Below are 26,078 nucleotides of genomic sequence, written 5' to 3' on the forward strand. Positions count from 1 at the left end.
AGCCCCGCTGGTTAGCAGGGCAATGCCGCAGAAGGCATAACTCCATTAAGGAGCTACACCATACTTTTCCTTAAATTCTTTTGACATCATGTCGCAAGTATCCGCTATCAGCTTACGAGGTCCCAGCGGCAACCTGCTTGTTTTGTAATCTGACCAGCATAAATCAATAGCAGCCCTAGCCTTTGCCTGCTCTTTACCCTCTGGAGTATTAGAGGCGTAAAACCCAATCGCAAAAAAAATTGCTACCCCCCCTAAAAAAACAAATAAAACAACTTTTCCCCAGCTCGTCTTAGAGGGCTGATCAACACCTACTCGGGTGTCGCTGCCTGACAGCACCTTCGCCTTGGCCATCTCAAACTCCGCGTCCGTCAAGGCCCCTCGGTCCTTTAAGTCTGCCAGCTTGGATATTTCGTCTGCTACATTCATCCCATCCTCCCTAAAGATGACGGAATGATACCAGTGGCTATTCCTTGTAGATCTCTGCCAGCACTTCCGCTTCTATCGTGCGAATGCCATCCATAATGTCCTCCCGGCCTTCCCCCTCAATGCCTGAGCGGTCAAGATCTGCGAACAAAATAGCGTAATTCAAACCGCTTGGTCCCCCTGGCCCCTGCAGCCATTGAGTTTGGTATCGCATATAGAGTTCAACGGCTGGCCAAGACTCCGGCCAGACCTCGACGATTGGTTCCTTGTAGTGGCTCGGCTTGAGGCCGGTACCACGCAGAGCAGCGGCGGTCGGGCGCCGCCACATCAACGCCCGAACCGCCGCCTTCAGTTTCCCTGCAGTTCAACCTGCCGGACGCGGTGAAACCCTTGGATGATCGCATTCGCAATGCCTGGGCGCTCATCTTCCATTTCCAATACGCCCTCGATCGACAGCGAGAAGTCTGTTTCCCACTCCTTCACCACATAAACGACAAGTGAGGGGAGGAACGGCTCTTTTGAGTCCCGTAGCTCCGCAATCCGAGCCTCAAAGTCGCTGGGCTTGCGATTGTGGAACGTCAACGACAACGTGTTTTCTTCACCGCCCCCGGTCAACTCCAGTTTGGCCGGAATTGTCTTGGGCGCATTACCTTTCCTGATAGCCATGATCTTCCTTACGCTGCGGGAATCAAGGTGCCTTCACTGCTCATCAGATAGAAGGTCACCGCGTTCTTGATGGGATTGCCCGACTGCATATTCAGGCCTGGATTGAAGTGCACGTAGCCAAATTCATAGACGATATCGCCATCAGGCAACTGGATACGGATCACAGTCGGCTTGCGCTTGCGAGAGATCGCCTTTGCTGCCTCGAACCAAGGCATGCTGGCGTCATAGTCCAGCTGCAGCGCATATTGACGAGCCGACTGACCGATAGGCACCTGGAACTCCTGACCCATCGGGTCTTCCAGCCATTTGCCAGTATAGGTTTGCGGCTCACCGCCAGAACTGGACAGCTCACCCTGCTGGGAGAAATCGATAAATGTGCTGGCCACTGCCACACTGCCCTTGCCACCGCCAGGCCGGAACAGATCGTTGTCAGTCGTATCGATACCGATCAGCGGCGTCTTGCCGGTAGCAGTCAGGCCAGCGACGGCGGCACGATTGTTGATAGCGGCCCAGCTGGATGCCACCACCACAACCGCATCTTTCGCCAGTGTGCCCTCATGCGTAATTTCAGCAGGGCTGCCATTACTGATAGCGGTAAACGGGATGGGCTCGGCCAATGCAGTGGCAAAACCCACCACCGAACCATCAGGGAATTTCAGTGCCATTGCGGGCTCCTTATATGAAAAAACCGCCCGAAGGCGGCTGAAAAATCATCGTTCTTTAATCCAGATACCAAAGTCCTGGCGAGTGCCATAAAGCTTTAGCTTCTCGTCGTAAAGCGCAACACGTTGCCCCAAAGTTTTAGCTGTTGCAAATGCTGTGCCGTGCTCAATAATCTGCTCCCTAACCTGTAGCGCCAGGGCACTTACCTGCAATCTGGTTTTCGCCCAGCAATGCACTTGAACACGATAGTTCTCACAGTCGGGTAGGCGGCGCTCAAGAAACTCCTGGGACTCACCACCCACTGTTTGATACACAATCAGCGGAAAATCAGCTCCTGGTGGCGTGATGTCTGGATAGCAACGCTTGCTCACTAACGATTCAAGCAGAGCAAACAAAGCAGCATCAATGGTCACTTGAATTGCTCCAACAGTTCAGGATTTGCCAAAAGCTCCGTAGCCCGCTCTTTCCCACGCTCCATTCCCGCAGATATTGCCAAGGGCTTCACCGCATCATAGGCAGGTCGTAAGAATGGTTTGGCAGCGACCCACACAGGCTCCTCAAGAGGCTGTTTCATTGGCAAACCACCTGGATGGATCTCGTTGTAACGCCAGTGACCGAATTCCAATAGATGACCGTGTGGGGCCTTGGATGAGTTCCAGGCCACCGAGTACACGAAATGGCCCTGCTCCGGCTTTGAGCGATTATCCGAAAACGCAAGATAAATAGCCTCTTGAAGCAGGCCTGGCTTTGGCGGCTTCTTTACGTTCGCCCCCCCTTTTAAGGCGGTAGACCCATCAAAGACCGGCGCCCGAGCTTTTGCCTCATCTCGGAATACCGTACCCGCAGCCACCGCCATTGAGCGGGGCAGATGCGCCTTTGCGGCTGCCCCGAGCGCATCCAGCGACTTGAGCGCAGACTCCATATCGAACTCAATAGCAGACTCAACCATCGTTGCCCCCCATCTCGCAAACCAGATCAGTCCACTCCCGACCAGCCAGGTCATGGCGTACATGCTTGATGTCGAACACCTGCCCGTCATACAGCACGCGCATGGCACTCGTTATTGCTGGCCGGTAACGTACACGGAAGGAGTAGACATTGAGAGAGGTGGCCACAGTGCCCTCACCCGCCATCTGCTTGCCTACCCCCATGCCCGTCTGGCCTTTAATCCAGGCCCAAGGCTTCGCCACTTCGCCCCATCCATCAATGGGCTGGCCACCTGCATCCTGTCCTAGACCGAGCTTCTGAATTACGATGCGACGGTTCAGTTTTCCAGCGGGTAACCCCTCGTTATCAGTCATAGTGCTTAAAACCCACTTGGGACAGTAAAAGACGAGAGCAGGAAATCCAGACTCCGGATCTTCAGGTCTTTGGATGACAAATCACGGTCTTTGTACAAAAAACCCAATACCATCAACAGCCAGGACCTCAGTTGATCAGGACATGTATCACGGTCAAATCCAGCATCAAACCTCACATCAAGAGGTGTTCCCGTCGACACAGAACTTACTACTATGATTGCGCGTTTCGCCACCGTCTTAAACTGGAAATCCACCGGCACACCGTCGGACAACACAGACTCAACTCTGTTTACGTTCCCCTTTGAAAGCGATTGCCCCGAGAAAATTGTCTCTGTGTAAATGCCCTTGCGTAAAATGGAGCCGGTGATTTCTTCGGCTATACCGCGGGCTCCAGGAATCAACACATTTTTTAAGAGTGCGTTTTCTTCCTCGATATCGCCATCAGCCTTGACTTGCGCAATCGCTTCTTCAAGGCTGATCAGTTCATCACCTATCGGCTCAATTAGCCGGGGCATTGCCACCCGGCTTGTTAGCCGCGCTCTTGCCTTTCTCTGGCGTATGCTTTTCCGCAATACTGCGCTTTACCAACAGCTCAGCCTTAGCGGCATCAAACCCCGCCACATCACCCACGGTATAGGCACCGCAGTTTTTCAAGAATTTCACCTGAACCATGACAACTCCAAAAAAGAAGGGTGCACCAAGCACCCTCAGTTAAAGCAGGATTAAGCGCCCCATTGAACATCTGTCAGAACTGCAACAGATTCGACGTGACGTGGGCCAAAGTCATGCTTGGCAATCACACGCACCAATGTTTGGTCGCGCTGGAAAGCCGACACCGTTTTGCCTTCGCCATCGATATAGGTCGCCTCTTTGGAGAAGTCGATAACCAGTTGGCTATCCTCGCCAATGAAACAATCACCAAAGTCAGCCAGGTAGACCTCGGAACCATTGGAGTCAGCACCCACGGCCAGATTTGTCGGGATTTGAGTCGTCGAGCCCACGGGGTAACCCATCAAGAAGCCCTGATCCAATTCTGGATAAACCTTATTACCGTTGCCGTCACGCAATGCCTGCAGGAAACGTTTTGTACGTGGTGCCATCACCCAGCCGACTGCCGTCATGTTGGCATCAGACGACTCCAAAACCAGCACCAGCTTATTGAGCTCCAGCGACACCTCTGCAATGGTTGGCTTGGGTTGTGCAGCCGCATACACATTCTGGGTAGGTGCCCAGTAACGCAGGCCTTTAGGAGTATCTCCCGAGCCATTGTCCCGGATAAAAGCCTTGTCTTCACGCGTGCCCATGGCCGAGGTAAGGTCGCCCACCACGATTTGGTCCACATTTGGATTGGCGCTTGATGTCGCAAGTAAATCATTAGAGATGGGAACCAAGCCGGTCAGCTTCTTAGCCGAAAGCTTCAAGTCATCGAACTCTTGCTGACTGGTTGGAATATCGGAATCGGACCCGATATAGCCAACCACAGCACCGCCCTTTAAGCGCGGGATGGTGAGATTGCCATTATTCAACGGCATACCACGCGCGCCCAGCTTTCGTACCACAGATTTAGGGCGGAGCAGCTCAATCACTTCGGTAGAGAGATTCTCAGGCACCAGGACACCGCCAGCGCCAGGGGTCAGGGTGTTCAATGATGCGGCAACAATGTCACCATAACCGCGATCCATTGCAATTTGGGCTGCCACTTGGTTGTTACCCTGCGCAGCCGCCAAGGCCAAAACCATGCGAGCCATACCGGCCCCCTTGGCTTCAGGCTCACGCGGCACGGCGGGAATGGCCCCCACCGTACGAACATGGCTCTGAACTGGGACTGCAGCTTGCGCTGCCATGCTTTCAGCCTGCTCGGCCCGCTCAATTTTGGCTGTCAACTCCTTGAACTGGGTCGACAGATCAGAAAATTGAGCGTGTTGCTCAGCCGTCAAGCTACCGTTTTCCACTTCAGCGGCAGCCAGGGCTTGGACTTGCTCATTAATTTTTGCGCGTTCAGCACGAAGTTCATGCACTTTAGGCATTGTTTTCCCCATAAAAAAAGCCACCCGTAGGTGGCGAGACATCATTTAGTCGCGAACGCGCCTAAATAGTATTTTGAATTTCCATAGCCGCCGCACGGGAGGCCACACTGACACTCTTTTTAGATGCAGCACGCAACTGTGCGACCTCTGCTGCGATTCGGTTTACTGCCACCTGCGGTGACTCAACTGAATCCGCAAAGCCCAAGTCAACAGCTTTTTGCCCAAAGAACACACCGGCCTCAGTTTCCTTTACTGATGCAACCGACAAGCCACGGTTCCGAGCAACAATGCTGGTGAAGGTCTCATAATGGTCATTGACCAAATCTGTTAACCACTGCTCTGCCCCCTCAGTCAACGGCGCATGGCTGGCCAAGTCGTCCTTACGTGCACCAGCAAAAACCGAAGTGATCTTAATGCCTTGCTGTTCATGACGCTTGCTCAGATCCACATGACGAGCAATGACACCCACAGAACCCACGCCAGAGCTGCGCGAAACAATAATTCTTGAGGCAGCCGATGCAATAGCAAATCCTGCCGAATACGCACCAAAGTTGGAGATTGCAGTGATTGGCTTTATTGCACGCGCAGCATATATATCGTCAACCAACTCAAAACAACCCAACGTCGAGCCTCCAGGGCTATCTATATCCAGAACAATATGTTCGACGCTTGGGTCATTCAGCGCTGCATTCAACATCCCGCGTATTTCTTCATAACTCGTCATGGAGTAACACGGATCAAGATGCGTGTTACGTGATACCAGCACCCCATGAACAGGTAATACATACACACCAGTATCTTGAGCGGACTGCAAGCGTCTCTCAGAAGGCGAGGCCATCTGGGGGTCTGCGGCCTCGGACTGCATCTGTGTAACGCCGTGAATATTGACAATATTCAGGTTCATCGCCTGATTTGCCCAATGCACACCCAGATCCAGCACATCCTCTCGAATGAGTTGTGGCGTGTTGAATATCAAGCTGATTAAGCGGTGATGATTTTTCATTGAAGCACCTTATGTATTTCGCTCAAAGCTTGAGCCTCGTCTGTTTTTGTGGGAAGCCCAGTGGTGGCATCGACCATATTCAACGGCTGCAAGTACACATTGCCACCTGCAATGGGCGGCAGGTTTTCCAGCTTGCGAATGTCGTTCACGGACAACCACCCCCACTGCCTGGCAATGGCATAGGCTTTATATCGCGCTTCTTGGTTACCTCGGAGAAGTCCGCCAATGTTGAACTCGATATATAGCTCATCCATTTCATCCAATCGGAGAAAATCACGCTGCATGGCGCTTTCGTGGCGCCTGATCCATGGCAACAGCGCATAAATAACAAACTGGATTTGGAGATTTTCAACGTTGTTGTAGGTCGCCCCCTCCATCACAGCCAGCATAGGCAATGGAATTTTCCAGATCCGCGCCATGTCTGCGCCCGTCAACACCAAGGCCTTTATCAATTCGGCATCGACGTTGCTCATCGAAAGGGGCTTAAACGTCATTCCCTCTTGAAGAAACGCGACCTTTCCTTTGTTGGAAGATCCACCAAATCGATCCTGCCAAGATGTAGTTAAGTCATCAATTACCTTCTGGTCCTTAATGACCGATCCGGCAGGGCGTTCCAGCACGCCTGAGAGCGCCGTTCCATTAACAAACGACTTAGCTGCATACTCTGACAGTGCCAGGGAATAGCCAATAGAATTGGCATGAAGAGCTATTGGCGATGCTCCGACATAATTGTCAAATGACAGCCAGCGAACATGATGAAAGTGTCGCTGCGCCAGCCTCTCATCGCTCCCCGATATTTGATAGTAGGGGCACAGGTCTGCTCCTTTCCAAACGGTGATGCTATCGGGGTCCATCGGGTAAAGCCCAGTAATCTCCCCATCCCCATTTCGCTCGATATAGCTATATGAGTTACCCCGCAGACCAGCAGACATCTGGCTAAACTCTCGATACTCAAACGAGGTTTGCCAAGGGTTCGGTCTGTATTTCAGAATTTTGTACAACGGGTGGTCAGTGGCGGCCTCTCTACCGCCATCAGGTAGCCGACGGTATAACTCAACGGGTAGCTGCGCAACACTCTCGGCAAGCAATGACACACAGTTCTGCAGCACAGGAATTGCCATTGAACTCTTGGCATTTACGTCTTGGCCAGCGGCAGAACGAACCCCGCCCAACAAACCAGAAAGCCAGCCAGAGCCGCCCTGCCCGCTATCGGTGGCTCTTCTAAACAGCATTTCGGTCCAGTCCTATTCCAAAAGCAATCAGTAGAACGCCACCCACCACGGCAGCTCCCGCTGGCGATATCTGAGCAATGCCACTGACTAACGAAATGAAACCAGCAAGCATGCACCCTAATGCTATTTTTTCCTGACGATTCAAATCCCTACTCCTTGCTCATAAATGCTGGCTTCTTCTTTAGCAATCGGCAGCATAGTGCGACCAATCGCCATAATTAGCGCGGTGGCTCCATCGATTTTGTTATCTGCCTGCTGCTTTGTCGGTCGCACAATATCGTCGCTGCCAGGCAAATGCCGCCCCACTACGTTAGAAACACACCAACTCAGTATCGGATGGCCATCGTGATGAAAACGTCCAGCCAAAATAGCTGCTTCCAACTCCTTCATTGGATCTGACATGTTTGTGAAGTTCTGGACAATAGTGATGGGGCTTAACCCCTCATCGTCTAATTGATGGGACAAATTGGCCGCTCCGTGCGGGTCAATAGGGGAAGCGACAACAGGGGTGAGCCTATTCACCTCTAATGCCTCAGCGAGAATATCGCGATAATCAATTTCCGCCCCCTGTGTCTGAATTAAGTGACCAGAAGCCACCCAGCTCTGGTAGCGGTCAGCCATACGGCGGTTTTCAGTCCCTTCGACGGTATCCTCTGGAACCCAAAAAGTAGGGGCTACACAGTAGTAATGAACCCTCCCGTCAATCACTTCATGAAACAGCTTAACCATGGCTGTCAGGTCAATTTTTGAGGCCAGGTCCAACCCCAACACACAATCCCAACCGGAAAAACGTTCTAACGTCAGGCTCCGGTCGATGCACGGGTCTGCACCAAACTTAGCCATGTTGTAGAAACCACTTTTGGCGGCTGTCCACACATTCAAATGCTTATTTTTGAATGTGGCCGCAAAACGCGCTCTGCGTATAGCCTGCTGCTGCTGAGAAACTAAGTAGTCCTCTCGAACCGATACCCCCATGTTTGGATTAGCTTTCGCCAATACGTTGGGGTCTGTCCAGTCATCCTCAGGATCTATGGTCCAAATCCAGCCAAACAGCTCATCATTCGGAACGATGCCCTCAAGCATCTCAATCACTTCTTGGCGCTTGTCATAGCACGGCCCAGAAATATTGGCCCCCGCTGTCGTAATAATGAACATCAGGGCCTGGTCCCGCGCTCCCATCCCTGTCTGCATGGTGACGTACAAATCGTCAGCGATGTGTTCATGATATTCATCTACGACAGCACAGGACGGTGACGCCCCATCCCCAGGATTACCAATCACCGGCTCAAACCTACTGCCATCTTCAGGCCGGTTCATGTTCCCTGCATTCACTTCAATACCCAAAAGCCGTTTGAGCTCTGGGGTTCGCTCGACCATCAAGCGAGCAGGTCTAAATACTTCCCATGCCTGCTTCTCTGTCGTTGCACCGCTATATACCTCAGCGCCAAACTCACCATCAGCGCAGAACATACCCAGGCCAACACCAGCACCAATTACGCTTTTCCCGTTCTTACGTGGAACCTCCCAATAAGACTCACGGAAGCGCCGTAAGCCATTTTTCTTGCGTACCCAACCAAACGTGCAAGCAATGCCAAAAAGCTGCCAAGGCTCTAGGGCGATTCTCTTTTTCTCCTTAGCCCATTTACCTTTCGTGTGCGGCAAATACTCGATAAGTTTGATTTTTTTCTCGGCTTGTGCCGGGTCAAACTTATACGGATATTCACGTTTTTTACTTTCCCCAAGGTCATCTAGGTGACGCTGGCAGGCTTGCTTGATATACCGGCAGCATGGAATCTTGCCGCGCACAGCATCACGGGCGAACTGCGTAGCTGCAGCTACCCGTGGAAACTTCGCTTTTGACATGTCACATGTTTAAGATGCCGGCCAGTTCAGCAGCGGGGTCGTCTCCCTTGGGGCCCAACAGTCTCTGTCGACTGGATGGGTCGAGGCCAAGCAAAGATCCGAAGGTTGCCATTTGCCTTGTAGCCTCGTTAATGATTGTCGCTGCCGGGTTTTTTACTACCCCGCCCTGCACCCCTAATACAGTGATCCCGTTCTTGGCGATCTCCTCTTCCGCTAATCGGAACCTTCCATAGGCCGCACAGTAAAACTCAAGATTTTGAAGATCTGTGCCTTGCAAAACCTGTTGTGCGCAAAGTAATGGGGCCAAATGCTCCCATAGCTCCCTTCCCGCTCCAACGAGCCAACTCGGGGAGTCAACATTGACAATGCCACCAAATTCAGGAGCCTCCTTATTGAGGGCGCGTTTACCTGGGTTGCCTGTAGCTACCTTGCGCTCTGTCGGTTTTGGCCTCCGACCTGATCGCCCCGGAACGCCTGCCATAAGCCCCTCTCACTAAATTTCATTTTTCGCGGGTATAAAAATTTCACTAGACGGGCGGTCATACGTCTGGAAGGCATTTTGTTTCTATACCCCCCCTACCCTACGCTGACTCGATTCCTTGAGCGTTTTCGCTTTATGGCAGTCCCCGCAAATGGTTTGTAAGTTCTCAAGGTCATCAGTACCACCCTCTGATTTAGGGGTGATGTGATCCACCTCGTTGCCATAAGTAACCTGCCCTTTAGCTGCACACATTCTGCATTGATGATAGTCACGTTGAAGCACCGCCTTGCGTTTGCGCCGCCAGGCTGCTCCGTAACCGCGCTGCGAGGAGCTGCCCCGCTCCGGCGCATTCCATCCGGAGGCCAAGGCTATATGTTCATCGCAGTATCCCCCAGCATTCCTATGCGGCTGTCTACATGTCTTCACCCTGCACGGTGTCTGCGTTCTTTTAACCATTAATATCTACCCTCTAATCTTTCTTAAGCAGAGATAGCACAAGGTTCGAATCCCCCTTACGAGCCCTACTTTCTCAGGCCCCCCGATTCATTTAAGAACCAATTTCAGTCACGAATTCCATATCGTTTTATTTGCTACTCAAAAATTGAAGAAAGCGTGCAATTCAGTGCATCATCCATCTGAGGCGGAAAGGGTCACAGCTATCATGCGAATCCGCGAGCTACACCATGAGATTTAAAAGCAACCATACCCTCCTCCTTCAAATCGGCTGTTAACATCTAAAGCCCTATACCGAAACAGGAGGCTGCAATGGCAAAGACTTTTAGCGTGGCATACGCCGATACTCCGGAAGGATTCCAAAAACGCGTCTATGCCGAATTGGAAGCACAATCTATTGCGATAGGTGCCGCCTTGGCTCTAGCCGCAAAATCTAGCGAACAAGGCGATGACAGGGCACTCAATATTTTGCAGGTCCTAATAGCTGAGCTTGACAAGAATGAGGGAGTCTTCTCTCACGACCAACGCGATAAACTCCACGCCCAAACACATCTCAGTAATATATTTACTGAAGCAAGAAAGATCCTTGCCACTAAGTTCCCTTCATCCACTAAAAACCGACCTACTGAATAATCAGCCTATATAAAAAAAGCCCCACCGTTTCCGGAGGGGCCTAAATAATAAATTCTATGAGTTTAAATACTTGCTACTAGTCGTCAATGTCCTCAACCTCTTCGGGGGGGAAACATTCATCAAAGAGCTCAGCAATTGTAGCCTCGGGGGAATCGGATCGACGGTAAGCCATCACACGATTTGACCCTAAACGAACCCAAGAGCCTGCTTTAGCAATCAGAAACACCCCAAACTCAGCATCAGTAAGATCGAACAGCAGCCAATTCAGTTCGAGCAACTCTTCTTTGAGCGAGCCAAGGAACTTAGGCGACAGATTGCCATACCCCGATATTCTCCGCACGGAAGCCTTAGAGACTCGGAAGCGTGATACCTCCTTCCCCTTCTCTTCGCTATACAGATGCGCATTAGTTAGCAAAAGCTTAGCCGTGGATTCAGCAGTAAGTTTTACTTTGGTCGTCGACATATAGACTCCTTAGTCTGTTTGGTGACTTGATTAGTTGGGCCTCACTTCGCGCGCTAGCAAAAACATTTAAGCGCTCATGCGGACATGAGACAAAACAAATATACACCAAAAACCAAAATAAGCCACCACTTTTAACTACTAGATGGAAATAACAAACAAACCTCGGCACCACAGCATCGACCTAAACTCGCAATTCACAAGCTGCCCGAGCGCTGACATTCTTTTAGGTCACGCTGTTCACAGCCAATCGATAAGACACATAAAAAAGCCCCGCCGCTTCCGGAGGAGCTTAAATCTTTGGGCTGAGCAGTATCCAGCCTACGGAAAACAGTCTATATCTGTGCGCACGCTCCTGCAATGTGTGCGCACAATTTAGGCTCGTATCCCGTTCGATAACGCCCGCCCATCGCATGCGATAAGACGCGATGAGCATGCTCTAGCGTGGTGTAGTAGATACGCACCGAGGTCGACAGTCGGTCAGCCTTTGTCTTGACTGGGCCTGGCGCAATGTAATGGGCCGTTAGGATTGCGCGATAATCTGGGTGCAGTAGCTCGACTTCATCAGCAACGCGACGCAGGTCATCGTCCACCAAGGCCACCTCCACCTCTACCCCACGACTGCCATCTACTCGCATCTGCTGGAAGGCGCTGCGCGATGGATAGCCTAGACCCGTACGGTTCTCACCACGCTTCCAACACCCCCACTCGCCCAACAATATTTCAATCTGCGATTTCATACTTCCCCCACGTCAATCTTCAGATACCCGCGCTTGGCTGGGTCAAGTCCATCATCAATAATCAGCGGTCGAAACCGTTTGTCATCCACTCCCAAGGCTTTGGCAATACCGTCGATCTGCGGCTTGATGCAGGCCAGCAGGTTGTCCAGATCTCTACCCCTGCGGTCTGGCGACATGAACGTCACTTTCACTGGGATGCGGCCACCGCCCACGAAAAGCCGCCGCCCGAGCTCAATCGATGCCGCCACACGCCCATCGCGTCTTGCCTGCTCCTTGGCTGACTGACTAGCGCCCCAGTGCCGACCGTTCTTGCGGTTGGGCATCAGCCGCATATCGGGCCAAGGCAACACCAGCGCCAATCCTGTTACTTCAACCATTCCCTATCTCCTACTGCTTGCTGAGCCATCCAAATCACAGTTGGTGACCGCCCTGCTGGGTTTGCGAGAATCCTCTTTGCCCATGCTCTGTGATCTCGCTCCGGGTTCACCACTGCCTGTCCATCCAACTTTTGCATTGCCTTCTCTGCCGCTTCCCGCTTCTGCGGACTCATCCACGCCCCCGATAGCTCTCCCAGGCAAACGTCACAGCCCGACCGTCTCCCTCCCGTAATCGGTCAAAGACCCGCTGGCCCAGGCAGTCCTCTATGCCAGCCATGTCCAGATTGCTGATCACAATGGTGGGTCGCATGTTCTCGTACCGGCCATTCAAAATCTCGAACAGGTACAGACGCTCTGTGTCGCTGCTGAACTGCACGCCGACCTCGTCCAGGATCAACAGGTCAGGCTCAACCAGTCGAGCGATGGCTTGCGATTCGGTCAGTTCACGGCGCCCGTAGGTTTCCTTAATGCTGCGTACCGCCCCCATGACTGAAGCAAACAGTGCCGAATATCCCTGCTGCATCACCTCGTGAGCGATCCCCACAGCTAGGTGTGTCTTACCCGCCCCCACGTTGCCAATGAGAATCAGACTACGGCCCGTCTTAACCGCCTGGCTGAAGCTGTCCGCGTACTGCTGGGCAACCTGCAGCGCTTTGGCCGCTTCCGGGCAAGTGGGCTGATAGTTGCTCAGGCGTCGGTCGGCAAAGCGTGGGGGAATAGCGGCACGGGACAGGACTGAATGCGAAATCGTCTTGGCCCGATCTGCTGCCACACCTGCCTGAATGCGTCGGATCTCTTCCTCGATCATGACCTTCGGGTCTTTGCCAGCCGCAAGAGCGTTCATCGTGGAGTTCTCCAGCTCAGACAACATCCCGTCAAGGTTAGAAACGACCATCATCGCCAATGCCCTCCCCGTAGTTTTTGCCATCGAAGTTCGTGTGCTTGTTGCCAGCGGCACCTTGACCGCCATGTCGATCCTTCACCGGGTACAGTGCCGTCCACCTGCCCGACAGCACGCTCTGCTCGATCACCTCCACCGGGTTGTTTCCCTGGACCTTGAGTTTCGCAAGCGTCTTGATCGACAGCTCTGCCGCTCTCTGCGTCAACGGCGCCTTGATCTCCCGTCGGTGCTCCACCCAATCCGCCCAGGCATCTGCTGGCAACCAGTCGGGCAGTTCGACGTCGATATCGTCCGTCTGCTTAGATTTCTTTCCCGCAACTGTATTTGATGGTTCCTTACGGTTCCTTGATGGTTCATTGACGGTTCTGGGTGCAGCTACTGCGGGGGTGGGTGCAAATGCTGCGGGGGTTGTGTCGTTATTTGCGGGGGTTTCGTCTTTATTTGCACCCCGCAATTGCTGCGGGGGTGCAAATGCTGCGGGGGTTACGGTGTACACAGTCGAGCGACCATTGCGCTGCTGAGCATGTAGCGCGCCTTGCTCAATCAACCACTTGATCGAGTTTTGAACAGAACGCTCTGACAAGCAGGTACGCATGGCGATGCTCTCCACTGAAGGCCAGCACACGCCTTGATCGTTGGCATTGTCTGCCAGGGATACCAGTACGGCCTTCTGAGCAGGAGTCATCCCCTGCAATGGCCAGCATTGGGACATGATGAGTGTGCTCATGTCAGTTGCCTCCTCAAATACGCCCCCACAAACGTCTCTACGTCGCGGTCGGCTTCCTCGGGCCATTGGCCCAGGCGTTTCAATTCATCGCGTGTCTGGTGCAGCCAAGTAATCTGCAGGCCCACTGCGGTGGCCTTGTCGTAGATCCCGCCCTGGTCCAGCATGCTGTGACATCCCCGCCCCCAGGCGTTATCGGTGCACAGGGGGAACATTAAGGCATCAGATACTTTCAGGCCCAACCCTTTACCGAACTCCACGCCGTTCATGTGGGCAGCTTGGGACCGGTGCCAGCGACCACAATTGGCGCATGGCAGTGCTGCTACGTTGCGGCGGTGCTGCTCGGAGCGGTAAACAGCTACGGGCTTGGGCCGATGCTGCAGGGCTGTTCCGACTATCTGGGCAATACGCTGCCCAAGGCTCGGACCCTTCTTTTCCTTTGGCTTGGCTTTGAACGCGCTGCGCTTAAGTGCCTGGCGGCGCTGCAGTTGTGTACGCTGGGGCCATTCTGTTTTCTTCATCGCAACTGATCCTTCAAAGAGGTGGGCAGCGTGAAGAACAGGCCCATGCCATCCAGTGTGCGCACGAAGTGCTGTGGGTTCACTTTGGCCAGGCTGTCGGTGCCTAACTCTGCATACAACTTTTCTTTAATCTGCCGCTGGCGCTCATGCGGCTCTTGATCGAAAGCGACTTTCAGAACCTTGCATACCTGGGGGCTGTTAAACCAGCCCAGCTTGTACAGGTCGGTGTAGTACTGGCCGTAGGGTGCTTTTGTCATGCCGATGCCTCCTTACGGTGCCAGCGGGTCACGTTGCGGATGATGCGGAAACACAGCACGATCAAATCGCGGGCCTTGGCCACCACCATCTCGCGCTCTTCAAAGGTCACTTTGCCGTCCGCTGTAGTGCCTGTGATTGCGCTACACATTTGGCCCAGTTCAGCAGCAGCCTTAAGCGCCTTTTCATTTAGGGCGCCAGCCTCGTTGGTGAATCCGCCTTCAGGCTCAGGGGGCATTTCAACCACGCTCAAACCGCCCTGTTGGGCAGCAGCAATCAACCAGTCACGGGCGCTTTCACGGCAGTCGGCCAGCTCTTCCAGCCATTCGGTGAGCAAGAAGGCCATGTCCAAGTCCAGCTGCTCACCACCGGTCAGTTTCCGGCGCAGAGACTCGGGATGGATGGAGACGGCACGACGGTCAGAGAGAAACACGGCAGCCGCGCCAACGCCGCCTGGGGCCTGGCGGACAGCACTGTAGAGCGCGTCTCGCCAGTTCAGAGAGGAAAAACGTCTTGTCATTGGGCTGAACTCCTGTGTATTTCAGCGTTTCGCCCTCCCCTCACAATCGCTACAGTAAAAGTGTGAAAAGTACGTAGTGATTAATCGGGAGTGGGAACTGCAAATGGAAAAATTAGGTACTGGGTCTGAAAATGCGGGGATGGATAAAACTGAACTCCCCCGCTTTGAAATCATTGATAGGGCTACTGAACTGGCCTATCAGGCCTTCAACTGCCCTACCGATGAGCACATCACCGGCATCTATGACCGGCTTGTCTGGAATGAACGGCATGGCCTGGGTGAACTGGGGGCCGTTACTGTTCATTGAGGTGGTCAATCCCGATCAGCTATGCTTAGAGATGCAAGTAACTAAACTTTTCTGAAAGGAATTGACCGTGAAGCGAGATATGGACTTGGTTCGTAAAATCACACTTGCTGCCGAGCAGTTGCCACCCCTAAAGTGGCTCGAAGGCGTGGAGGGTATTGACCCTGCTGTTTTTGCTGAACACGCCAGATGGATGAAACAAGCTGGTCTCGTAGAGGCGACCATTACCGACTACCTTGAAGGCACCACAAACGCAGCGATAAAACGCCTTACTTGGGATGGCTGTAACTTTGCTGACGAAATCCGTAGCGATACGTTGTGGAAAAAGGCAAAGGAAACCGTTCTAAAACCATCCGCATCATTTACCTTCTCGATTCTCAGGGAGTGGCTTAAAACCGAGATCACTCAAGGCTTGCCGACCCTCAGGGGCAGCGCTTAAGGCGTCATAAAGATCACAAGCTGCAGCTCGCAGAATGCGATCCTCAGCACTGAGCCCCTCAGCTCCAACTGCAAAATCCAAAGCACTGTGGATGTGGCGGTGGCTCAGTGAAGACCCGCTACGCCTCATCCAGGAATCAGCAAGTCCTGCGATGCGTTGCGGGAAACTAGACATGTGCGCCCCCTTTCGTAATGCAGTCAGGGGGACCGATGGGGATGCGGTCGTCGGGTTTTGGATCAGGGGTGTTGGGCATATGGGGTTCCTCAAAAATCTGTTCTTAATTCGACAAAGGAAAAGGCATGGACGTAATGGGTTTAATCTCGAGCGTGACGCAAGGGGTCACCGCATACAGAACGGCGGTAGAGACGCTCGATGAAGCAAAGATCACGGCGGCTACCCATGAACTGACGGTTCAACTGATACATCTCGGAGCTGAGGTACTCTCCATGCAAAAGGATCGCCTTCAAGCCACCGAGAGCGAGCGAGCGCTTCTGACTCGCGTGCACTACCTTGAAGAGCAAGTTCGCGAACTTGAAAAACTTCGTGCTGAGCGTGATCGCTATGAGCTGGTCGAGCCCTATCCTGGGATCTATGTATTTCGTGTGAAGGAAGCGAGCAGGGACGGAGAACCCGAGCATTACCTTTGTCAGGGATGCTTGGATAACCGTGCGGTGAAATCGATACTCCAGTTCCAAGGCGACAAGAAGCGTCTTGCAAACTGTCCTTCGTGCAAAACTCAATACCGTTTTCAAAACGACCCTCCCCGTAAGCCAAGGCCTTTGCTCCAACCGGTAGGGGTTATGCGCCGGTGATCCCCTCCCGCTGCTCGCTTTTCTGGATCACACATTTGCGCGCTCCGCATAGTTTGGGATTCCTGAACCTCGCACCACCGCCCAGTTCACTGATGGACATAGTCGTTCGCAGGAAACGCCAGTGAGAGACTCAATAAGAGGCGCATGCTTTGCAGGCACTTCGCGACCTGGGTTTTTCCACTGATTCATGGCGCCACGCGTCACTCCAATTGCACGGGCCAAGGCCGCCTCCGACCCAAATTTCTGGGCCGCTACCTGAAGAGGATGGATAGGTTCTGTGGTTTTCATGATCGAAGTATAGGATTTCTATACTTTTTAGTCAATATTAAATAGACCATGCATGTACAGATTTTCTCTACACTCGGCCACATGAAGCTAAATGAATGGATCAAAGCCGCAAGGCAGTACAAAGAGCTGACTCAAGATCAGCTTGCGGAGCAGCTCGGCCTTACGAAAGCAAATATCTCAGCTTGGGAAGTCGGACGGCATGAACCGTCTTTTGGAAACTTAATCAAGATCGTCCAAATAACAGGGTTCGAGATGCCACTGCCTGGGCTTGATGCGCCGATAATCACGGAGTCCGCATGGCCATTCAGAAAAGTGAGTAAAGACAAGGTTGAGGGCCTCGCCCCCCATGATCAAGCCGGTCTTGAGGCAGTCATCCTCCTGTCCGCCGCCCAGCTCGGCCTGGACGTAAAGAAAGACGAGAGCAAGTGAATGATAGGAAACGTGACCCAGCCCAGGGAGGCTGTACGTAAGAAGGACTGAGTAGGAAGAGACAAGGAGCCGTTTGGCTCCTTTTTATTCATCACACAGGTTGACAGATTAGGAAATTTGCAAGAAAATCTGGTTGACAAAACATCGGAAATGCAAACTCATGACTCTTCCTTTACCTCAGTCCTTCTATGCATGCCTGTCGGACGACCGCCTGCAAATTATCGCTGATCATCTACTAAAGGTGCGGCATCAAACAATGATGCAACTAACCACTGAACTGGACGATAACTGGGTGAGGGAAACGGCATGCTTTGGGCGCTCTCGTAACCTATTGATATCTCTAGCGACCGATCGTGCCTATCCGTGGTTAGGCCTGATTAATTCAAACATGGATGTCACCCCTACAATCGATGGGGTGCCATTCCGCTTTTTTAGAGATGATGTCGAAGATCCCAGTAAAGCAGGTTTTTTTCGCCGTAACGCCCAAGATAACTTGTTCGCAGAAGATCCGGCTCATCCTGTAATGTGGCGGTTTATCATCGATAGAGCCATGTCACAGGACCAAGAAGATCGTGTGGTCTTTGCCGGGTATAACGTTTTCCAAGAAAAAGTTAGTGAATGGAGCCTTTCCTCTGGTAATAGCATAATTTATGCTGTTGGAAATGAAGTGCCACCAGCAACTCCTATTAATCCAGCAACTGTGGATATTTGGGACGATATTGAGCTCAACGATGCGCAGCAAAAAGCTAGCAATGACAAATAGATTATATGCAAATTATTTTCAACGGAGCCGAGCTGCGTTTAGCCAGACTATTTAAGGGCAGTTCTCTCGAAGAGGTAGCAAATTGCGTAGGAAAAACTCGGCAGTACCTACATAAACTGGAAACTGGACAGGCAACACCCACAGCAGAGTTAACACTTAAGCTTGCAGAGGCTCTGGATGTAAACCCTTCTTTTTTCGAGCAATTATCTTTACCTACAGTTGAAGAAGGACAATTTCATTTTAGAAAATTATTGACAACTAAAGTTGCAGCTAAGCAGGCGACACTAGCCCGAGGCGAGCTCACTTTGCGTTTAGTTTTATTTTTAGAGAAAGAGCTTAAACTCCCAACCATTCGCATCCCAGAGGTTGAATCGTGTGAAACTGTGGATGATATCGAACGAGCAGCAGAGCTTTGTCGCGCAGAATGGGGCCTCGGTAACGGCCCCATCGAGCACATGAGCCGCCTTGCAGAGAATGTTGGGGCGATAGTTACTTCATTTCCAGGGCTTTCTAAAGAAGTTGATGCAATGTCCGTCTCAACGCGACGCCCTATAATTGTCAGAAATGACGTTAAGGAAAGTGCTTGCCGACAACGATTTGATATCGCACACGAGCTAGGTCACTTTGTTATGCACGAAGGTCTTATAACTGGTGATCGTACTACTGAATCACAAGCCAATAGATTTGCTGGTGCGTTACTTGTACCTCGAACAATGATGGTGAAGTTATTCCCACGTGGACGTGGATCACGCCTTGACTGGACAGCTTTAAGTAATTTCAAAATGCAATGGAAGATCAGCAAAGCAGCATCGCTTTACCGAGCTCGTCAACTAGATCTGATCAGTGAAGCTCAATACAAAACTGGAGCAATCACTTTACGTCGAACAGGCGAAGCTCTTCGAGAATTTGAGGATGTACATATACCATTGGAACAGCCAGAATTGCTTGAAAGGTCTTTTTCAGTGTTGGCAGTAAAAAAATCTATATTTCATGAAGATATCGCCGATCAACTTCAAGTATCGAGCGAATTCCTAACAGATTTAGTTGGGTTCACAGGGCCTAAAAGACCTCATTTACGTTTGGTCTCCTAAATCCCCCCAATTTCAAACCCTTTAGAAGCCCCTCCCGGGGCTTTCTTGTTTGCTCCACACTAGGCCCTGACGCCCGCAGGTCCGAGGAAGCGTTACAAAGCACTTCTATGCTTTAGTGGGCGAAAAGCCCATACTGGTACAATGGGACTGATCTCATTCAAAGATAGCAATCTCGCTATCTCACTACCCTTCAAATTCCACGCCAAATCATTGCTTAGGAAAATCTCCATTTCCCGGCTGCAGCGGTAATTTGAAGTCATACAGAAGGTATTACTATCTACGAAAAACTTAACCAGGCTAGTCGCAGCCCACTCCACACTTCTCCGTTGCGCGAGCCCGCTCGCCGTACAGTCGAAAGCCATCAAACCTATACAAAACAAGTGGTGTCGACCCGGCAAAAACTTATCCGACAGCTAAAAGACCGGTTCCCCGGCCTCCCGTTCTGATACGTCAGCTCACGTCACGAGCTCATCACCAGAAAGCCCCTCCCGGGGCTTTTTTGTTGGGCTCGATATCCTACTTGAAGGTGCTGATCACTTTATAGGTTATGGCTGTATTGTCAGCGTCAATCACCTCAATCTCCGCCCCTTTGTAGCCTATGCGGCGCGATGTAGTTAAATCATATTCAACGTCATTGTTGAAAGCTGGCCTGGCAGCATTCCCAGAAAACTCTCTATATCCAACATTGATTTTATTGCCAACCCGTCCACTATAAATCAAGGTCTGCTGGAAGCTAGAGTCCTGCACTGACGTAACGCTTTTTATCTCAAAGTCAGCGTCATAGCAATTTCTGTAGGCCAGATTCGACACGACACAAATTTGTGTTGGATGTTCGTCTTTGACTGAAATCGATTGAAATGCGTCTGCCAGTGGGTTTCTAGCTACGCCCACCGAGCTAAAAAACTGCTCACCCTCCAGTGCACCTAACTTAGGATAAACACCAGGATGTATGTTGTACGCAAACCCATTCACAGGCTGCCTAAGATGTAGCGCCTGTTGTTCAACCAAGACCCCTTTAGTTAGAAGATGATCGCCAATTTGGGCCTTCGTGATCACACCAACTGCCGGGCTATCTACAACCTCCGTTTTTGGAACAGCAGGGTTATATTTGACAGCACAGCCAGTAAGCATTGCCAATGCTCCAGCAATTGCAATAATCTTCACGCCCCTCTCCCAAGTAACGAATAAAGACGAAATCGTACCAGATTAGGCTGGCGCAGGGCTTACACGGGCCAGCCAAGGCGCCAAGGCCAAGCCCAACAGTTAGCCGCATTACCTTGACCTAAAATACTGGATAGATATACAGTATAAACATCCCCCCTGCCCCGCCATATTGATGCGCTCCACGTAGCTCCCACGAATCAGAGCGCGTATCTAAAACGCCCACTAGTATGAGAAGAGCATTGCGATATGACGAGTAATACCGACAAGCCGCCAGCATCACAGCGCAAAGCAAATGCGCTGCAGTTCGCTGAGTACGACGCTGGAATGGAGTCACTCCTTCAAAGCATTTCACTGTTACGCGCCTGGGCCGCTGCCCCAGGCCTGTTCGACCACATCAGCCAAGCAGATCGACAGAACATATTTCTAACGACACTTGAACTGGCCGAATTAGCGCACGCACGCCTCACCTCCCTCCGATAAAACTTAACGAGTAGCCCTTCCTACATGGTCGGTCTACTTTTTCTATCCATTTGGTATAGATTTAGTTGACTTTCAAGTAAAGAGTTTCTATACTTCGCTCCAACGCTTCACCAAAACCGCAGAACATCTTTAGGCAAAGCCACGGTAAGTAACGGTCCAGAGAGCGCCAGTAGCAAAGGCTGCGCCCGCCATAGCGGAGACTCTTTAACAACCCACCTGCCGATGTTGCTCACCCCGCCTATGTGGGAGTGTTCGTCCGGCATCAATAGCACCCACAAGCATGGTTGTGGCTCTGCGCGGTATCCCTGCCGTCTCCAGTCCGTCAAAGCACGGTCCACGGAAAAAGAGGGTGAGGCGTAGACAGCCAAGACAAGAAATGGTCACGCTGGTTGGAATCCCAGCACCCATGGCCCCTTTGATGGGGCCGCATCTGAAACCGTCCTACTGAGGGCGGTTTTTCATGCGAGGAGATTTGTATGTCGAGCATCACGGTATCTACGACCGTCGATATTGATGTGGATGTCGAGCTTAGCGACATCGATACAAGTGATTTGATTTCAGAGCTGGAGAGTCGAGGCGTAGAGGGCGTCGATCATGCCCCCGCTCTACAAGCAATGTTCCAGGCGCTGTCGCTGGGCCAGGAGGACGAGGCCCTGAAGCTGCTGCGCTCTTATCTGTGTGATTGCCTTGGGCGTGTGATGTAACGCCGCCCCACTATAGGAGATCGGCATGTCCGCTTTCTGTGTATTTGGTATAACGGAATCACTGGCCAGGGAACTGGCGGCTCGCAAAGCCCCCCCCAAGAAAGAGCTGGAGAACATGACCGCAGAGGATCTACGGCAGTGGTACGCAGATCGTGCGGCAAAAATTTTTGAATCAGCTAAGCACCGCCAGGTATCCCCTGAGTTTGATGCGCCCCAGTTCTGCCATGACTGGATTGCAGTAGCCCGCAGGACGGTTAGTCATGATGGACTGCGTGTAATGGTGCGCGGACCGAAACCAGATGGACGGCCAAATAAGCGCACCGGCAATATTCCTATGACATGGCTGCCTTACTAACTATGACGTTAAAAAGGCACCTCGTCATTTTCCACTGGAGCGAGGCTTGCTAAGAGCACTATTTGGGCCGCACACACCGCCATTACATACTCTGAAATCTCAGGGCTGACCTCACCTCCAGTGGCCGCACCATGAGCTACACCGTTTGCGCTACCTCTCAACGCATAGATAGCTGAGAGAGTGTTTATTACGGTAGGCAACAGTTTTTTGGTGCAGCGTTCGCTCTTAAACCAGCTAATTAACTCACTTAATGTTCTTGCGCGAGACTCTGGAAACAACCTAATTCCCGCTGCCTCTAAAGAACAAACAGCTTCCTTGATCGTATTCTCATAATCAGCCCCCTTAGAAGTGCGGAAAAAATCCAATGCTTTGTGAAAATGTTTCCTAGCTTCTATTAATCTACTATCATTTAGAACGGTTTGAGATTTAGAAATCAAACTCTCAGTATTTTTCATCCCAAACCTAACCACTGAGCCGTCCACAAAATCATATGCCAAGCTTTCTTCTCGGAGAATTCTTCTCAGTTCTTTTTCTAAAAAACTCCGTGGAACTGCACGATCTTCACTAACCAGTTCACCAAAAGACGTATAGTCAGAGAGGCAAGCTATCTTGGAATAAAGGCGTTCGCAAAAATCATATAGCTTATCCCAAGAAATATAGTCGATAGAAGAAAAAACGGAATCTCTAAACCCAGCTATATCATTGGATGTTTTTATACAATAATCTCTGGGCGCCTCACCGAGCATTCTATCTAGTTCTTTAGCAAGGGCTCCCCAATCCGCCACGTAATTCAAATCCACCATTTCGGCTAATAAATGTTTTAGCGAATTCCTTGCGCTCATTGGAAAATCATCAGCGACAGACTTACGATCCCCGGCATTGCGAACTGAAAACGGCAATATCTCCATCCCAACCCCATTCAAACGGTCATAATTCAGATCGCAATATCAGTCATTACCACATAACCGTCAAGCCCCACCTTCAAACGAAGCGTGGGGCTTTTTCTTTTCTCAACAGGAGGCGCTATGACCGCGCTCGCTTATTTGATGTTGCTTGCTGGCCTGGTTACTGCCGCGCTACTGATCGACAAGCTGTGGGTGCGAGTCTTGCATCCCAGGCTGGCCCAGCGCTTTAACTGGGCACCACTCCCCACTGATAGCGAAATCCCTACCGGCTGGTGTCTTGGCTCTGCTGGTGCGGTCACGGTAGCAGCTGGCCTGCTTAACTACATCGCCCCCGCAGCGGGCTACTAAATATGGCTTCAGTCAATAAAGCAATTCTCGTCGGCAACCTCGGGCGAGATCCCGAGATCCGGTACACAGCAGAAGGCTCAGCAGTCTGCAACTTCTCTATTGCCACCACGTCCAGTTGGAAGGACCGCACCTCTGGCGAAAAGCGGGAGGAAACAGAGTGGCATCGAATCGTTCTGTATAACCGTCTTGCCGAAATCGCGGGTGAGTATCTGCACAAAGGCCGTCCGGTTTACGTAGAAGGTCGTCTGCGCACCCGTAAATGGACAGGCCAGGACGGCCAGGAGCGGTTCGCCACTGAGGTCATTGCCGAACAGATGCAAATGCTAGGCGAAAAGGTCACAACATTAAGTCTTTGAAAACAAGGCCTTCACGTACGCGGTTTGCATTTATCGAAAGCAGAGACCGCCTCCAGACAGTCCGATGCCACTTCTTTGATCATTTTCACTAGGCGAGCCATACTTCTATGCAAGACGTCTGCGTGACGCTTCCGCTCATTTAAATCCTGCCAGTCCCCCGCCACATAGGTATTTCGGATTCTATCCACAGTTCTGGCCAACAGGTCGAGCTCAGCTTCTGCAGTGGCAAGTTTTGCTGACATATATGAAGAGATGGGTATCAAACGTCGAGCATCGGGGAAAGAGGGAGCCAAAACAGCAGCATGTACCGTGATCGTAGTCACTAGATAGCCACCTGAAACGTCCTCCCTTAGGAGGGTTTCACAAATTATCCCTAACCCCCTCTCCAGATCGCCCGCTATAGCACCTAATCTTAAGTGTGAAGCAGCAGCAACCTGAATGGCGTCACCATAGAGCTCTTCTCTCCTCTGCTTGAACTGCCACCCGGCAATGCCCACAGCGCCAACTGCAGAACCAATCGTACCGATCGCCGTGAGTAAAGCAAGGATAAAGCTCGAATCTGTTGGATACAGAGTTGCCCCCCATCCGATTGGTACTCCGATTAAAAGTCCAGCCACGATACCGACCCCGACGCCCCAAGCGCGCTGCACAGATACGCTGTAGTCCTCTTTCAACTTAATCCTCATACCCCTCTCACTTCATGCCTGTATGTACGGCGTGAGCATAGCCCATCCTGAAAGGAATTCACCCATGTGGTTTAAAAACCTGCGTATCTACCGCTTGGATACGGCTTTTGCCTTGTCCGCTCAACAACTGGCCGCCCTGCTGGCCAAGCACCAATTTGCCCCTGGCGGCAGCCAAGAGCCACTCAGCCTGGGCTGGGTGCCGCCGCGTGACGGTGGTGAGCTGGTCCATGAAGTGAATGGGCAGTATCTGATCTGCCTACGCGCTGAAAAGAAGCTACTGCCGAGCGCTGTGGTCAATCAAGCGGCCCGCGAGAAAGCCCGAGAAATCGAAGAGCAGCAGGGCTACAAGCCAGGCCGCAAGCAGATGAAGGAGATTAAAGAGCAGATCATCATCGACTTGATGCCCCGCTCTCACGCAGTGCAGCGCGACACTATGGTGTGGATCGACACACGAAACCACTGGTTTGTGATTGATACCGCACTCGTGGCTAAGAGTGATGAGGTGCTGGGCTTGTTCGCCAAGAGCGTAGACCCCTTCCCAGTCCTGCCCCTGTATACCGAGCAGTCACCTGCTGGCGCTATGACGGCCTGGTTGGTGGATGAAGAACAACTGGCCAACTTCACCGTGGACCAGGACACCGAGCTGCGCTCCACAGGCGACAGCGGTGCGGCCGTGCGCTACGTGAAGCAAAGCGCCGACATTGACGAAGTGCGCAAGCACGTTGAAGCCGGCAAGCAATGCACTCGTTTGGCCATGACCTGGGCGGATCGCATCAGCTTTGTGCTGACCGACGCGCTGGACGTCAAACGCGTGGCCCCGCTGGACATCCTGACGGAGAAACAGGACGTGACCGCCGTCAACGATGACGAAATCTTTGATGCCGACATGACCTTGATGACCTCCGAGCTGGCCAAGATGATCAGCGATCTGGTCGAGGCGCTAGGAAATCTCCGAAAAACAGAATTACATTGCCACTGCAAAAAGAGCATTTAGAGTCAATCAAGCTCTCGATGGAGTATTTCTACTTGATTTTTAATGCACTCAACCGAGAAATTCACTTTATTTCTAAGAGCATCATATGAGTGCTTAACCCAGCTATCCCTGTCCTCCCTGAAATCAAAAAACTCCGGGTACTCCTCAGAAGCATATTTACTAACATCTTCCCACTTTTCACTAGCTTCTATCAGTTCTTCATAGAGCGGGTTGCTAGGTTTCCATACGCCTGCATCCAAAGCATCGGCCGCCGATACAAAATGCTTTGACAGCCTTTGCAATTCCAGTAAAGCAGACACTGCTTCTGGGGATGGAAGTTCGAGGACAGGGACAGCATCTAGTGCCCGTAAGTAACCATCTAACGATGAAGGCGCGTATACCTGAGATAAAGATATATGTCTTTTTTCGTATGGCTGCGACGCAGCCACGTTAATGGCCTCTACTCTTTCAACAAACGCGGAAATTATTACAAGCGTCGCGCGTCTAAATTGTTCTTTCTTCAGCCGAGCACTGGCTCTCACGCCCTCTCTACCTGCATAAACAGCTCCCGCAATCGCGGCAATTGAGCCAACTGCTTGCACCCAGGCAGCGACATGCCCCGCTTCTCCTATTGGATACAAGAACAGAGATGCAACCACAGCTGAAATGAAAGCGCTAAGTACAAGCACTTTAAAAAATAAGCGCCAATGCAATTGATTTCCCTTGCTTGCATGAACC

38 protein-coding genes and 1 pseudogene are annotated in these 26,078 nt (G+C 51.7%); 12 read left to right on the forward strand and 27 right to left on the reverse strand.

Features of this window, described 5'->3' with window-relative positions; genetic code table 11:
* Window positions 1–45: 45 nt before the first annotated feature.
* The 15 genes from NIZ92_RS11485 to NIZ92_RS19690 all read right to left on the reverse strand — a co-directional run bounded on the left by NIZ92_RS11485 (window position 46) and on the right by NIZ92_RS19690 (window position 10,115).
* A complete protein-coding gene (locus NIZ92_RS11485; protein WP_254001963.1) occupies window positions 46–426 on the reverse strand; it encodes an SHOCT domain-containing protein in 381 nt (126 codons plus the stop codon).
* A 37-nt stretch (window positions 427–463) separates the two neighbouring features.
* Window positions 464–751 (reverse strand): DUF1799 domain-containing protein, encoded by a 288-nt coding sequence (locus tag NIZ92_RS11490; RefSeq protein WP_254003217.1) that lies wholly within the window; start codon window positions 749–751, stop codon window positions 464–466.
* A gap of 20 nt (window positions 752–771) precedes the next feature.
* Window positions 772–1,089 carry a hypothetical protein gene (locus NIZ92_RS11495; RefSeq protein WP_254001964.1) on the reverse strand — a complete coding sequence of 106 codons (318 nt, stop codon included), beginning with the start codon at window positions 1,087–1,089 and terminating at the stop codon, window positions 772–774.
* Between the two features lie 8 nt (window positions 1,090–1,097).
* Window positions 1,098–1,754 (reverse strand): phage tail protein, encoded by a 657-nt coding sequence (locus NIZ92_RS11500; protein WP_254001965.1) that lies wholly within the window; start codon window positions 1,752–1,754, stop codon window positions 1,098–1,100.
* Window positions 1,755–1,799: 45 nt separating this feature from the next.
* On the reverse strand, window positions 1,800–2,165 hold the full coding sequence (locus tag NIZ92_RS11505; protein WP_254001966.1) for a DUF3168 domain-containing protein: 366 nt from the start codon (window positions 2,163–2,165) through the stop codon (window positions 1,800–1,802).
* Window positions 2,162–2,701, reverse strand: coding sequence for an HK97 gp10 family phage protein (locus NIZ92_RS11510; protein WP_254001967.1), 540 nt, complete (start codon window positions 2,699–2,701; stop codon window positions 2,162–2,164). Before NIZ92_RS11510 ends, NIZ92_RS11505 begins: the two co-directional genes overlap by 4 nt.
* The gene (locus tag NIZ92_RS11515) at window positions 2,694–3,053 is read right to left on the reverse strand and encodes a phage head closure protein (RefSeq protein ID WP_254001968.1); all 360 of its coding nucleotides are present in this window, start codon (window positions 3,051–3,053) and stop codon (window positions 2,694–2,696) included. The genes NIZ92_RS11510 and NIZ92_RS11515 overlap by 8 nt, the downstream gene beginning before the upstream one ends.
* Before the next feature lie 5 nt (window positions 3,054–3,058).
* A complete protein-coding gene (locus tag NIZ92_RS11520) occupies window positions 3,059–3,568 on the reverse strand; it encodes a hypothetical protein (protein ID WP_254001969.1) in 510 nt (169 codons plus the stop codon).
* The gene (locus NIZ92_RS11525) at window positions 3,552–3,725 is read right to left on the reverse strand and encodes a hypothetical protein (RefSeq protein ID WP_254001970.1); all 174 of its coding nucleotides are present in this window, start codon (window positions 3,723–3,725) and stop codon (window positions 3,552–3,554) included. The genes NIZ92_RS11520 and NIZ92_RS11525 overlap by 17 nt, the downstream gene beginning before the upstream one ends.
* Window positions 3,726–3,775: 50 nt before the next feature.
* Entirely contained in the window at window positions 3,776–5,080 is a 1,305-nt protein-coding gene (locus NIZ92_RS11530) for a phage major capsid protein (RefSeq protein ID WP_254001971.1), read from the reverse strand.
* 61 nt (window positions 5,081–5,141) lie between these two features.
* Window positions 5,142–6,083: a S49 family peptidase gene (locus tag NIZ92_RS11535; protein ID WP_254001972.1), complete on the reverse strand. Its 942-nt coding sequence runs from the start codon at window positions 6,081–6,083 to the stop codon at window positions 5,142–5,144.
* Window positions 6,080–7,315: a phage portal protein gene (locus NIZ92_RS11540; protein ID WP_254001973.1), complete on the reverse strand. Its 1,236-nt coding sequence runs from the start codon at window positions 7,313–7,315 to the stop codon at window positions 6,080–6,082. Before NIZ92_RS11540 ends, NIZ92_RS11535 begins: the two co-directional genes overlap by 4 nt.
* A gap of 141 nt (window positions 7,316–7,456) precedes the next feature.
* Window positions 7,457–9,178, reverse strand: a complete 1,722-nt coding sequence (locus NIZ92_RS11545; RefSeq protein WP_254001974.1) for a terminase large subunit — start codon at window positions 9,176–9,178, stop codon at window positions 7,457–7,459.
* Between the two features lies 1 nt (window position 9,179).
* On the reverse strand, window positions 9,180–9,659 hold the full coding sequence (locus NIZ92_RS11550; protein ID WP_254001975.1) for a phage terminase small subunit P27 family: 480 nt from the start codon (window positions 9,657–9,659) through the stop codon (window positions 9,180–9,182).
* A gap of 84 nt (window positions 9,660–9,743) precedes the next feature.
* Complete coding sequence (locus tag NIZ92_RS19690) at window positions 9,744–10,115, reverse strand: HNH endonuclease (protein WP_367881668.1); 372 nt, start codon at window positions 10,113–10,115, stop codon at window positions 9,744–9,746.
* A 309-nt stretch (window positions 10,116–10,424) separates the two neighbouring features.
* Here NIZ92_RS19690 and NIZ92_RS11560 point away from each other — a divergent pair, with 309 nt between their 5' ends.
* Window positions 10,425–10,745 carry a hypothetical protein gene (locus tag NIZ92_RS11560; RefSeq protein ID WP_254001976.1) on the forward strand — a complete coding sequence of 107 codons (321 nt, stop codon included), beginning with the start codon at window positions 10,425–10,427 and terminating at the stop codon, window positions 10,743–10,745.
* A 76-nt stretch (window positions 10,746–10,821) separates the two neighbouring features.
* Here NIZ92_RS11560 and NIZ92_RS11565 read toward each other — a convergent pair whose 3' ends face one another.
* The 7 genes from NIZ92_RS11565 to NIZ92_RS11595 form a co-directional block, all read right to left on the reverse strand.
* Window positions 10,822–11,208, reverse strand: coding sequence for a hypothetical protein (locus NIZ92_RS11565; RefSeq protein ID WP_254001977.1), 387 nt, complete (start codon window positions 11,206–11,208; stop codon window positions 10,822–10,824).
* A gap of 733 nt (window positions 11,209–11,941) precedes the next feature.
* Window positions 11,942–12,322 (reverse strand): hypothetical protein, encoded by a 381-nt coding sequence (locus tag NIZ92_RS11570; protein ID WP_254001978.1) that lies wholly within the window; start codon window positions 12,320–12,322, stop codon window positions 11,942–11,944.
* A gap of 169 nt (window positions 12,323–12,491) precedes the next feature.
* A complete protein-coding gene (locus NIZ92_RS11575) occupies window positions 12,492–13,166 on the reverse strand; it encodes an ATP-binding protein (RefSeq protein WP_254001979.1) in 675 nt (224 codons plus the stop codon).
* A gap of 37 nt (window positions 13,167–13,203) precedes the next feature.
* Window positions 13,204–13,950: a helix-turn-helix domain-containing protein gene (locus NIZ92_RS11580; RefSeq protein ID WP_254001980.1), complete on the reverse strand. Its 747-nt coding sequence runs from the start codon at window positions 13,948–13,950 to the stop codon at window positions 13,204–13,206.
* A complete protein-coding gene (locus tag NIZ92_RS11585) occupies window positions 13,947–14,468 on the reverse strand; it encodes a hypothetical protein (protein WP_254001981.1) in 522 nt (173 codons plus the stop codon). Before NIZ92_RS11585 ends, NIZ92_RS11580 begins: the two co-directional genes overlap by 4 nt.
* The gene (locus NIZ92_RS11590; protein WP_254001982.1) at window positions 14,465–14,725 is read right to left on the reverse strand and encodes a hypothetical protein; all 261 of its coding nucleotides are present in this window, start codon (window positions 14,723–14,725) and stop codon (window positions 14,465–14,467) included. Before NIZ92_RS11590 ends, NIZ92_RS11585 begins: the two co-directional genes overlap by 4 nt.
* Complete coding sequence (locus NIZ92_RS11595) at window positions 14,722–15,243, reverse strand: hypothetical protein (RefSeq protein WP_254001983.1); 522 nt, start codon at window positions 15,241–15,243, stop codon at window positions 14,722–14,724. The genes NIZ92_RS11590 and NIZ92_RS11595 overlap by 4 nt, the downstream gene beginning before the upstream one ends.
* Before the next feature lie 103 nt (window positions 15,244–15,346).
* Between NIZ92_RS11595 and NIZ92_RS11600 the strand changes: the two genes are divergently transcribed.
* The 3 genes from NIZ92_RS11600 (at window position 15,347) to NIZ92_RS11610 (ending at window position 16,798) form a co-directional block, all read left to right on the forward strand.
* Entirely contained in the window at window positions 15,347–15,550 is a 204-nt protein-coding gene (locus tag NIZ92_RS11600; protein ID WP_254001984.1) for a hypothetical protein, read from the forward strand.
* 67 nt (window positions 15,551–15,617) lie between these two features.
* Window positions 15,618–15,986 (forward strand): DUF2513 domain-containing protein, encoded by a 369-nt coding sequence (locus NIZ92_RS11605; protein ID WP_254001985.1) that lies wholly within the window; start codon window positions 15,618–15,620, stop codon window positions 15,984–15,986.
* Window positions 15,987–16,285: 299 nt separating this feature from the next.
* The gene (locus NIZ92_RS11610; protein ID WP_254001986.1) at window positions 16,286–16,798 is read left to right on the forward strand and encodes a hypothetical protein; all 513 of its coding nucleotides are present in this window, start codon (window positions 16,286–16,288) and stop codon (window positions 16,796–16,798) included.
* Window positions 16,799–16,825: 27 nt separating this feature from the next.
* On the opposite strand, the gene NIZ92_RS19695 is transcribed toward NIZ92_RS11610, so the two are convergent.
* Complete coding sequence (locus NIZ92_RS19695) at window positions 16,826–17,086, reverse strand: transcriptional regulator (RefSeq protein WP_367881669.1); 261 nt, start codon at window positions 17,084–17,086, stop codon at window positions 16,826–16,828.
* A gap of 48 nt (window positions 17,087–17,134) precedes the next feature.
* Between NIZ92_RS19695 and NIZ92_RS11615 the strand changes: the two genes are divergently transcribed.
* The 3 genes from NIZ92_RS11615 (at window position 17,135) to NIZ92_RS11625 (ending at window position 19,369) form a co-directional block, all read left to right on the forward strand.
* Window positions 17,135–17,515 carry a helix-turn-helix transcriptional regulator gene (locus NIZ92_RS11615; RefSeq protein WP_254001987.1) on the forward strand — a complete coding sequence of 127 codons (381 nt, stop codon included), beginning with the start codon at window positions 17,135–17,137 and terminating at the stop codon, window positions 17,513–17,515.
* A 160-nt stretch (window positions 17,516–17,675) separates the two neighbouring features.
* The gene (locus NIZ92_RS11620) at window positions 17,676–18,278 is read left to right on the forward strand and encodes a hypothetical protein (RefSeq protein ID WP_236780125.1); all 603 of its coding nucleotides are present in this window, start codon (window positions 17,676–17,678) and stop codon (window positions 18,276–18,278) included.
* Between the two features lie 5 nt (window positions 18,279–18,283).
* Window positions 18,284–19,369 (forward strand): ImmA/IrrE family metallo-endopeptidase, encoded by a 1,086-nt coding sequence (locus NIZ92_RS11625; protein WP_254001988.1) that lies wholly within the window; start codon window positions 18,284–18,286, stop codon window positions 19,367–19,369.
* A 516-nt stretch (window positions 19,370–19,885) separates the two neighbouring features.
* Here the strand turns inward: NIZ92_RS11625 and NIZ92_RS11630 are convergent.
* A complete protein-coding gene (locus tag NIZ92_RS11630) occupies window positions 19,886–20,533 on the reverse strand; it encodes a hypothetical protein (RefSeq protein ID WP_254001989.1) in 648 nt (215 codons plus the stop codon).
* A gap of 956 nt (window positions 20,534–21,489) precedes the next feature.
* Here NIZ92_RS11630 and NIZ92_RS11635 point away from each other — a divergent pair.
* Window positions 21,490–21,717, forward strand: coding sequence for a hypothetical protein (locus tag NIZ92_RS11635; RefSeq protein ID WP_254001990.1), 228 nt, complete (start codon window positions 21,490–21,492; stop codon window positions 21,715–21,717).
* A gap of 25 nt (window positions 21,718–21,742) precedes the next feature.
* Window positions 21,743–22,072, forward strand: coding sequence for a hypothetical protein (locus NIZ92_RS11640; protein ID WP_254001991.1), 330 nt, complete (start codon window positions 21,743–21,745; stop codon window positions 22,070–22,072).
* Window positions 22,073–22,080: 8 nt separating this feature from the next.
* On the opposite strand, the gene NIZ92_RS11645 is transcribed toward NIZ92_RS11640, so the two are convergent.
* A complete protein-coding gene (locus tag NIZ92_RS11645) occupies window positions 22,081–22,980 on the reverse strand; it encodes an AbiJ-NTD4 domain-containing protein (protein ID WP_254001992.1) in 900 nt (299 codons plus the stop codon).
* Between the two features lie 117 nt (window positions 22,981–23,097).
* On the opposite strand from NIZ92_RS11645, the gene NIZ92_RS11650 reads away from it, so the two are divergent.
* Together NIZ92_RS11650 and NIZ92_RS11655 are read left to right on the forward strand one after the other, a co-directional pair.
* On the forward strand, window positions 23,098–23,325 hold the full coding sequence (locus NIZ92_RS11650; RefSeq protein ID WP_254001993.1) for a hypothetical protein: 228 nt from the start codon (window positions 23,098–23,100) through the stop codon (window positions 23,323–23,325).
* Between the two features lie 2 nt (window positions 23,326–23,327).
* Window positions 23,328–23,660 (forward strand): annotated as a pseudogene (locus NIZ92_RS11655) (single-stranded DNA-binding protein); the annotation flags it as partial.
* 32 nt (window positions 23,661–23,692) lie between these two features.
* Here the strand turns inward: NIZ92_RS11655 and NIZ92_RS11660 are convergent.
* Complete coding sequence (locus NIZ92_RS11660; protein WP_254001994.1) at window positions 23,693–24,367, reverse strand: hypothetical protein; 675 nt, start codon at window positions 24,365–24,367, stop codon at window positions 23,693–23,695.
* 64 nt (window positions 24,368–24,431) lie between these two features.
* Between NIZ92_RS11660 and NIZ92_RS11665 the strand changes: the two genes are divergently transcribed.
* Window positions 24,432–25,361 carry a recombination-associated protein RdgC gene (locus tag NIZ92_RS11665; RefSeq protein WP_254001995.1) on the forward strand — a complete coding sequence of 310 codons (930 nt, stop codon included), beginning with the start codon at window positions 24,432–24,434 and terminating at the stop codon, window positions 25,359–25,361.
* Between the two features lie 2 nt (window positions 25,362–25,363).
* Here the strand turns inward: NIZ92_RS11665 and NIZ92_RS11670 are convergent, their stop codons facing one another.
* On the reverse strand, window positions 25,364–26,053 hold the full coding sequence (locus NIZ92_RS11670; RefSeq protein ID WP_254001996.1) for a hypothetical protein: 690 nt from the start codon (window positions 26,051–26,053) through the stop codon (window positions 25,364–25,366).
* Window positions 26,054–26,078 lie beyond the last annotated feature (25 nt).

Origin of the sequence: Alcaligenes sp. 1735tsa3 (assembly GCF_024134565.1) — a bacterium.
Taxonomy (GTDB): Bacteria; Pseudomonadota; Gammaproteobacteria; order Burkholderiales; family Burkholderiaceae_B; genus Alcaligenes; species Alcaligenes phenolicus.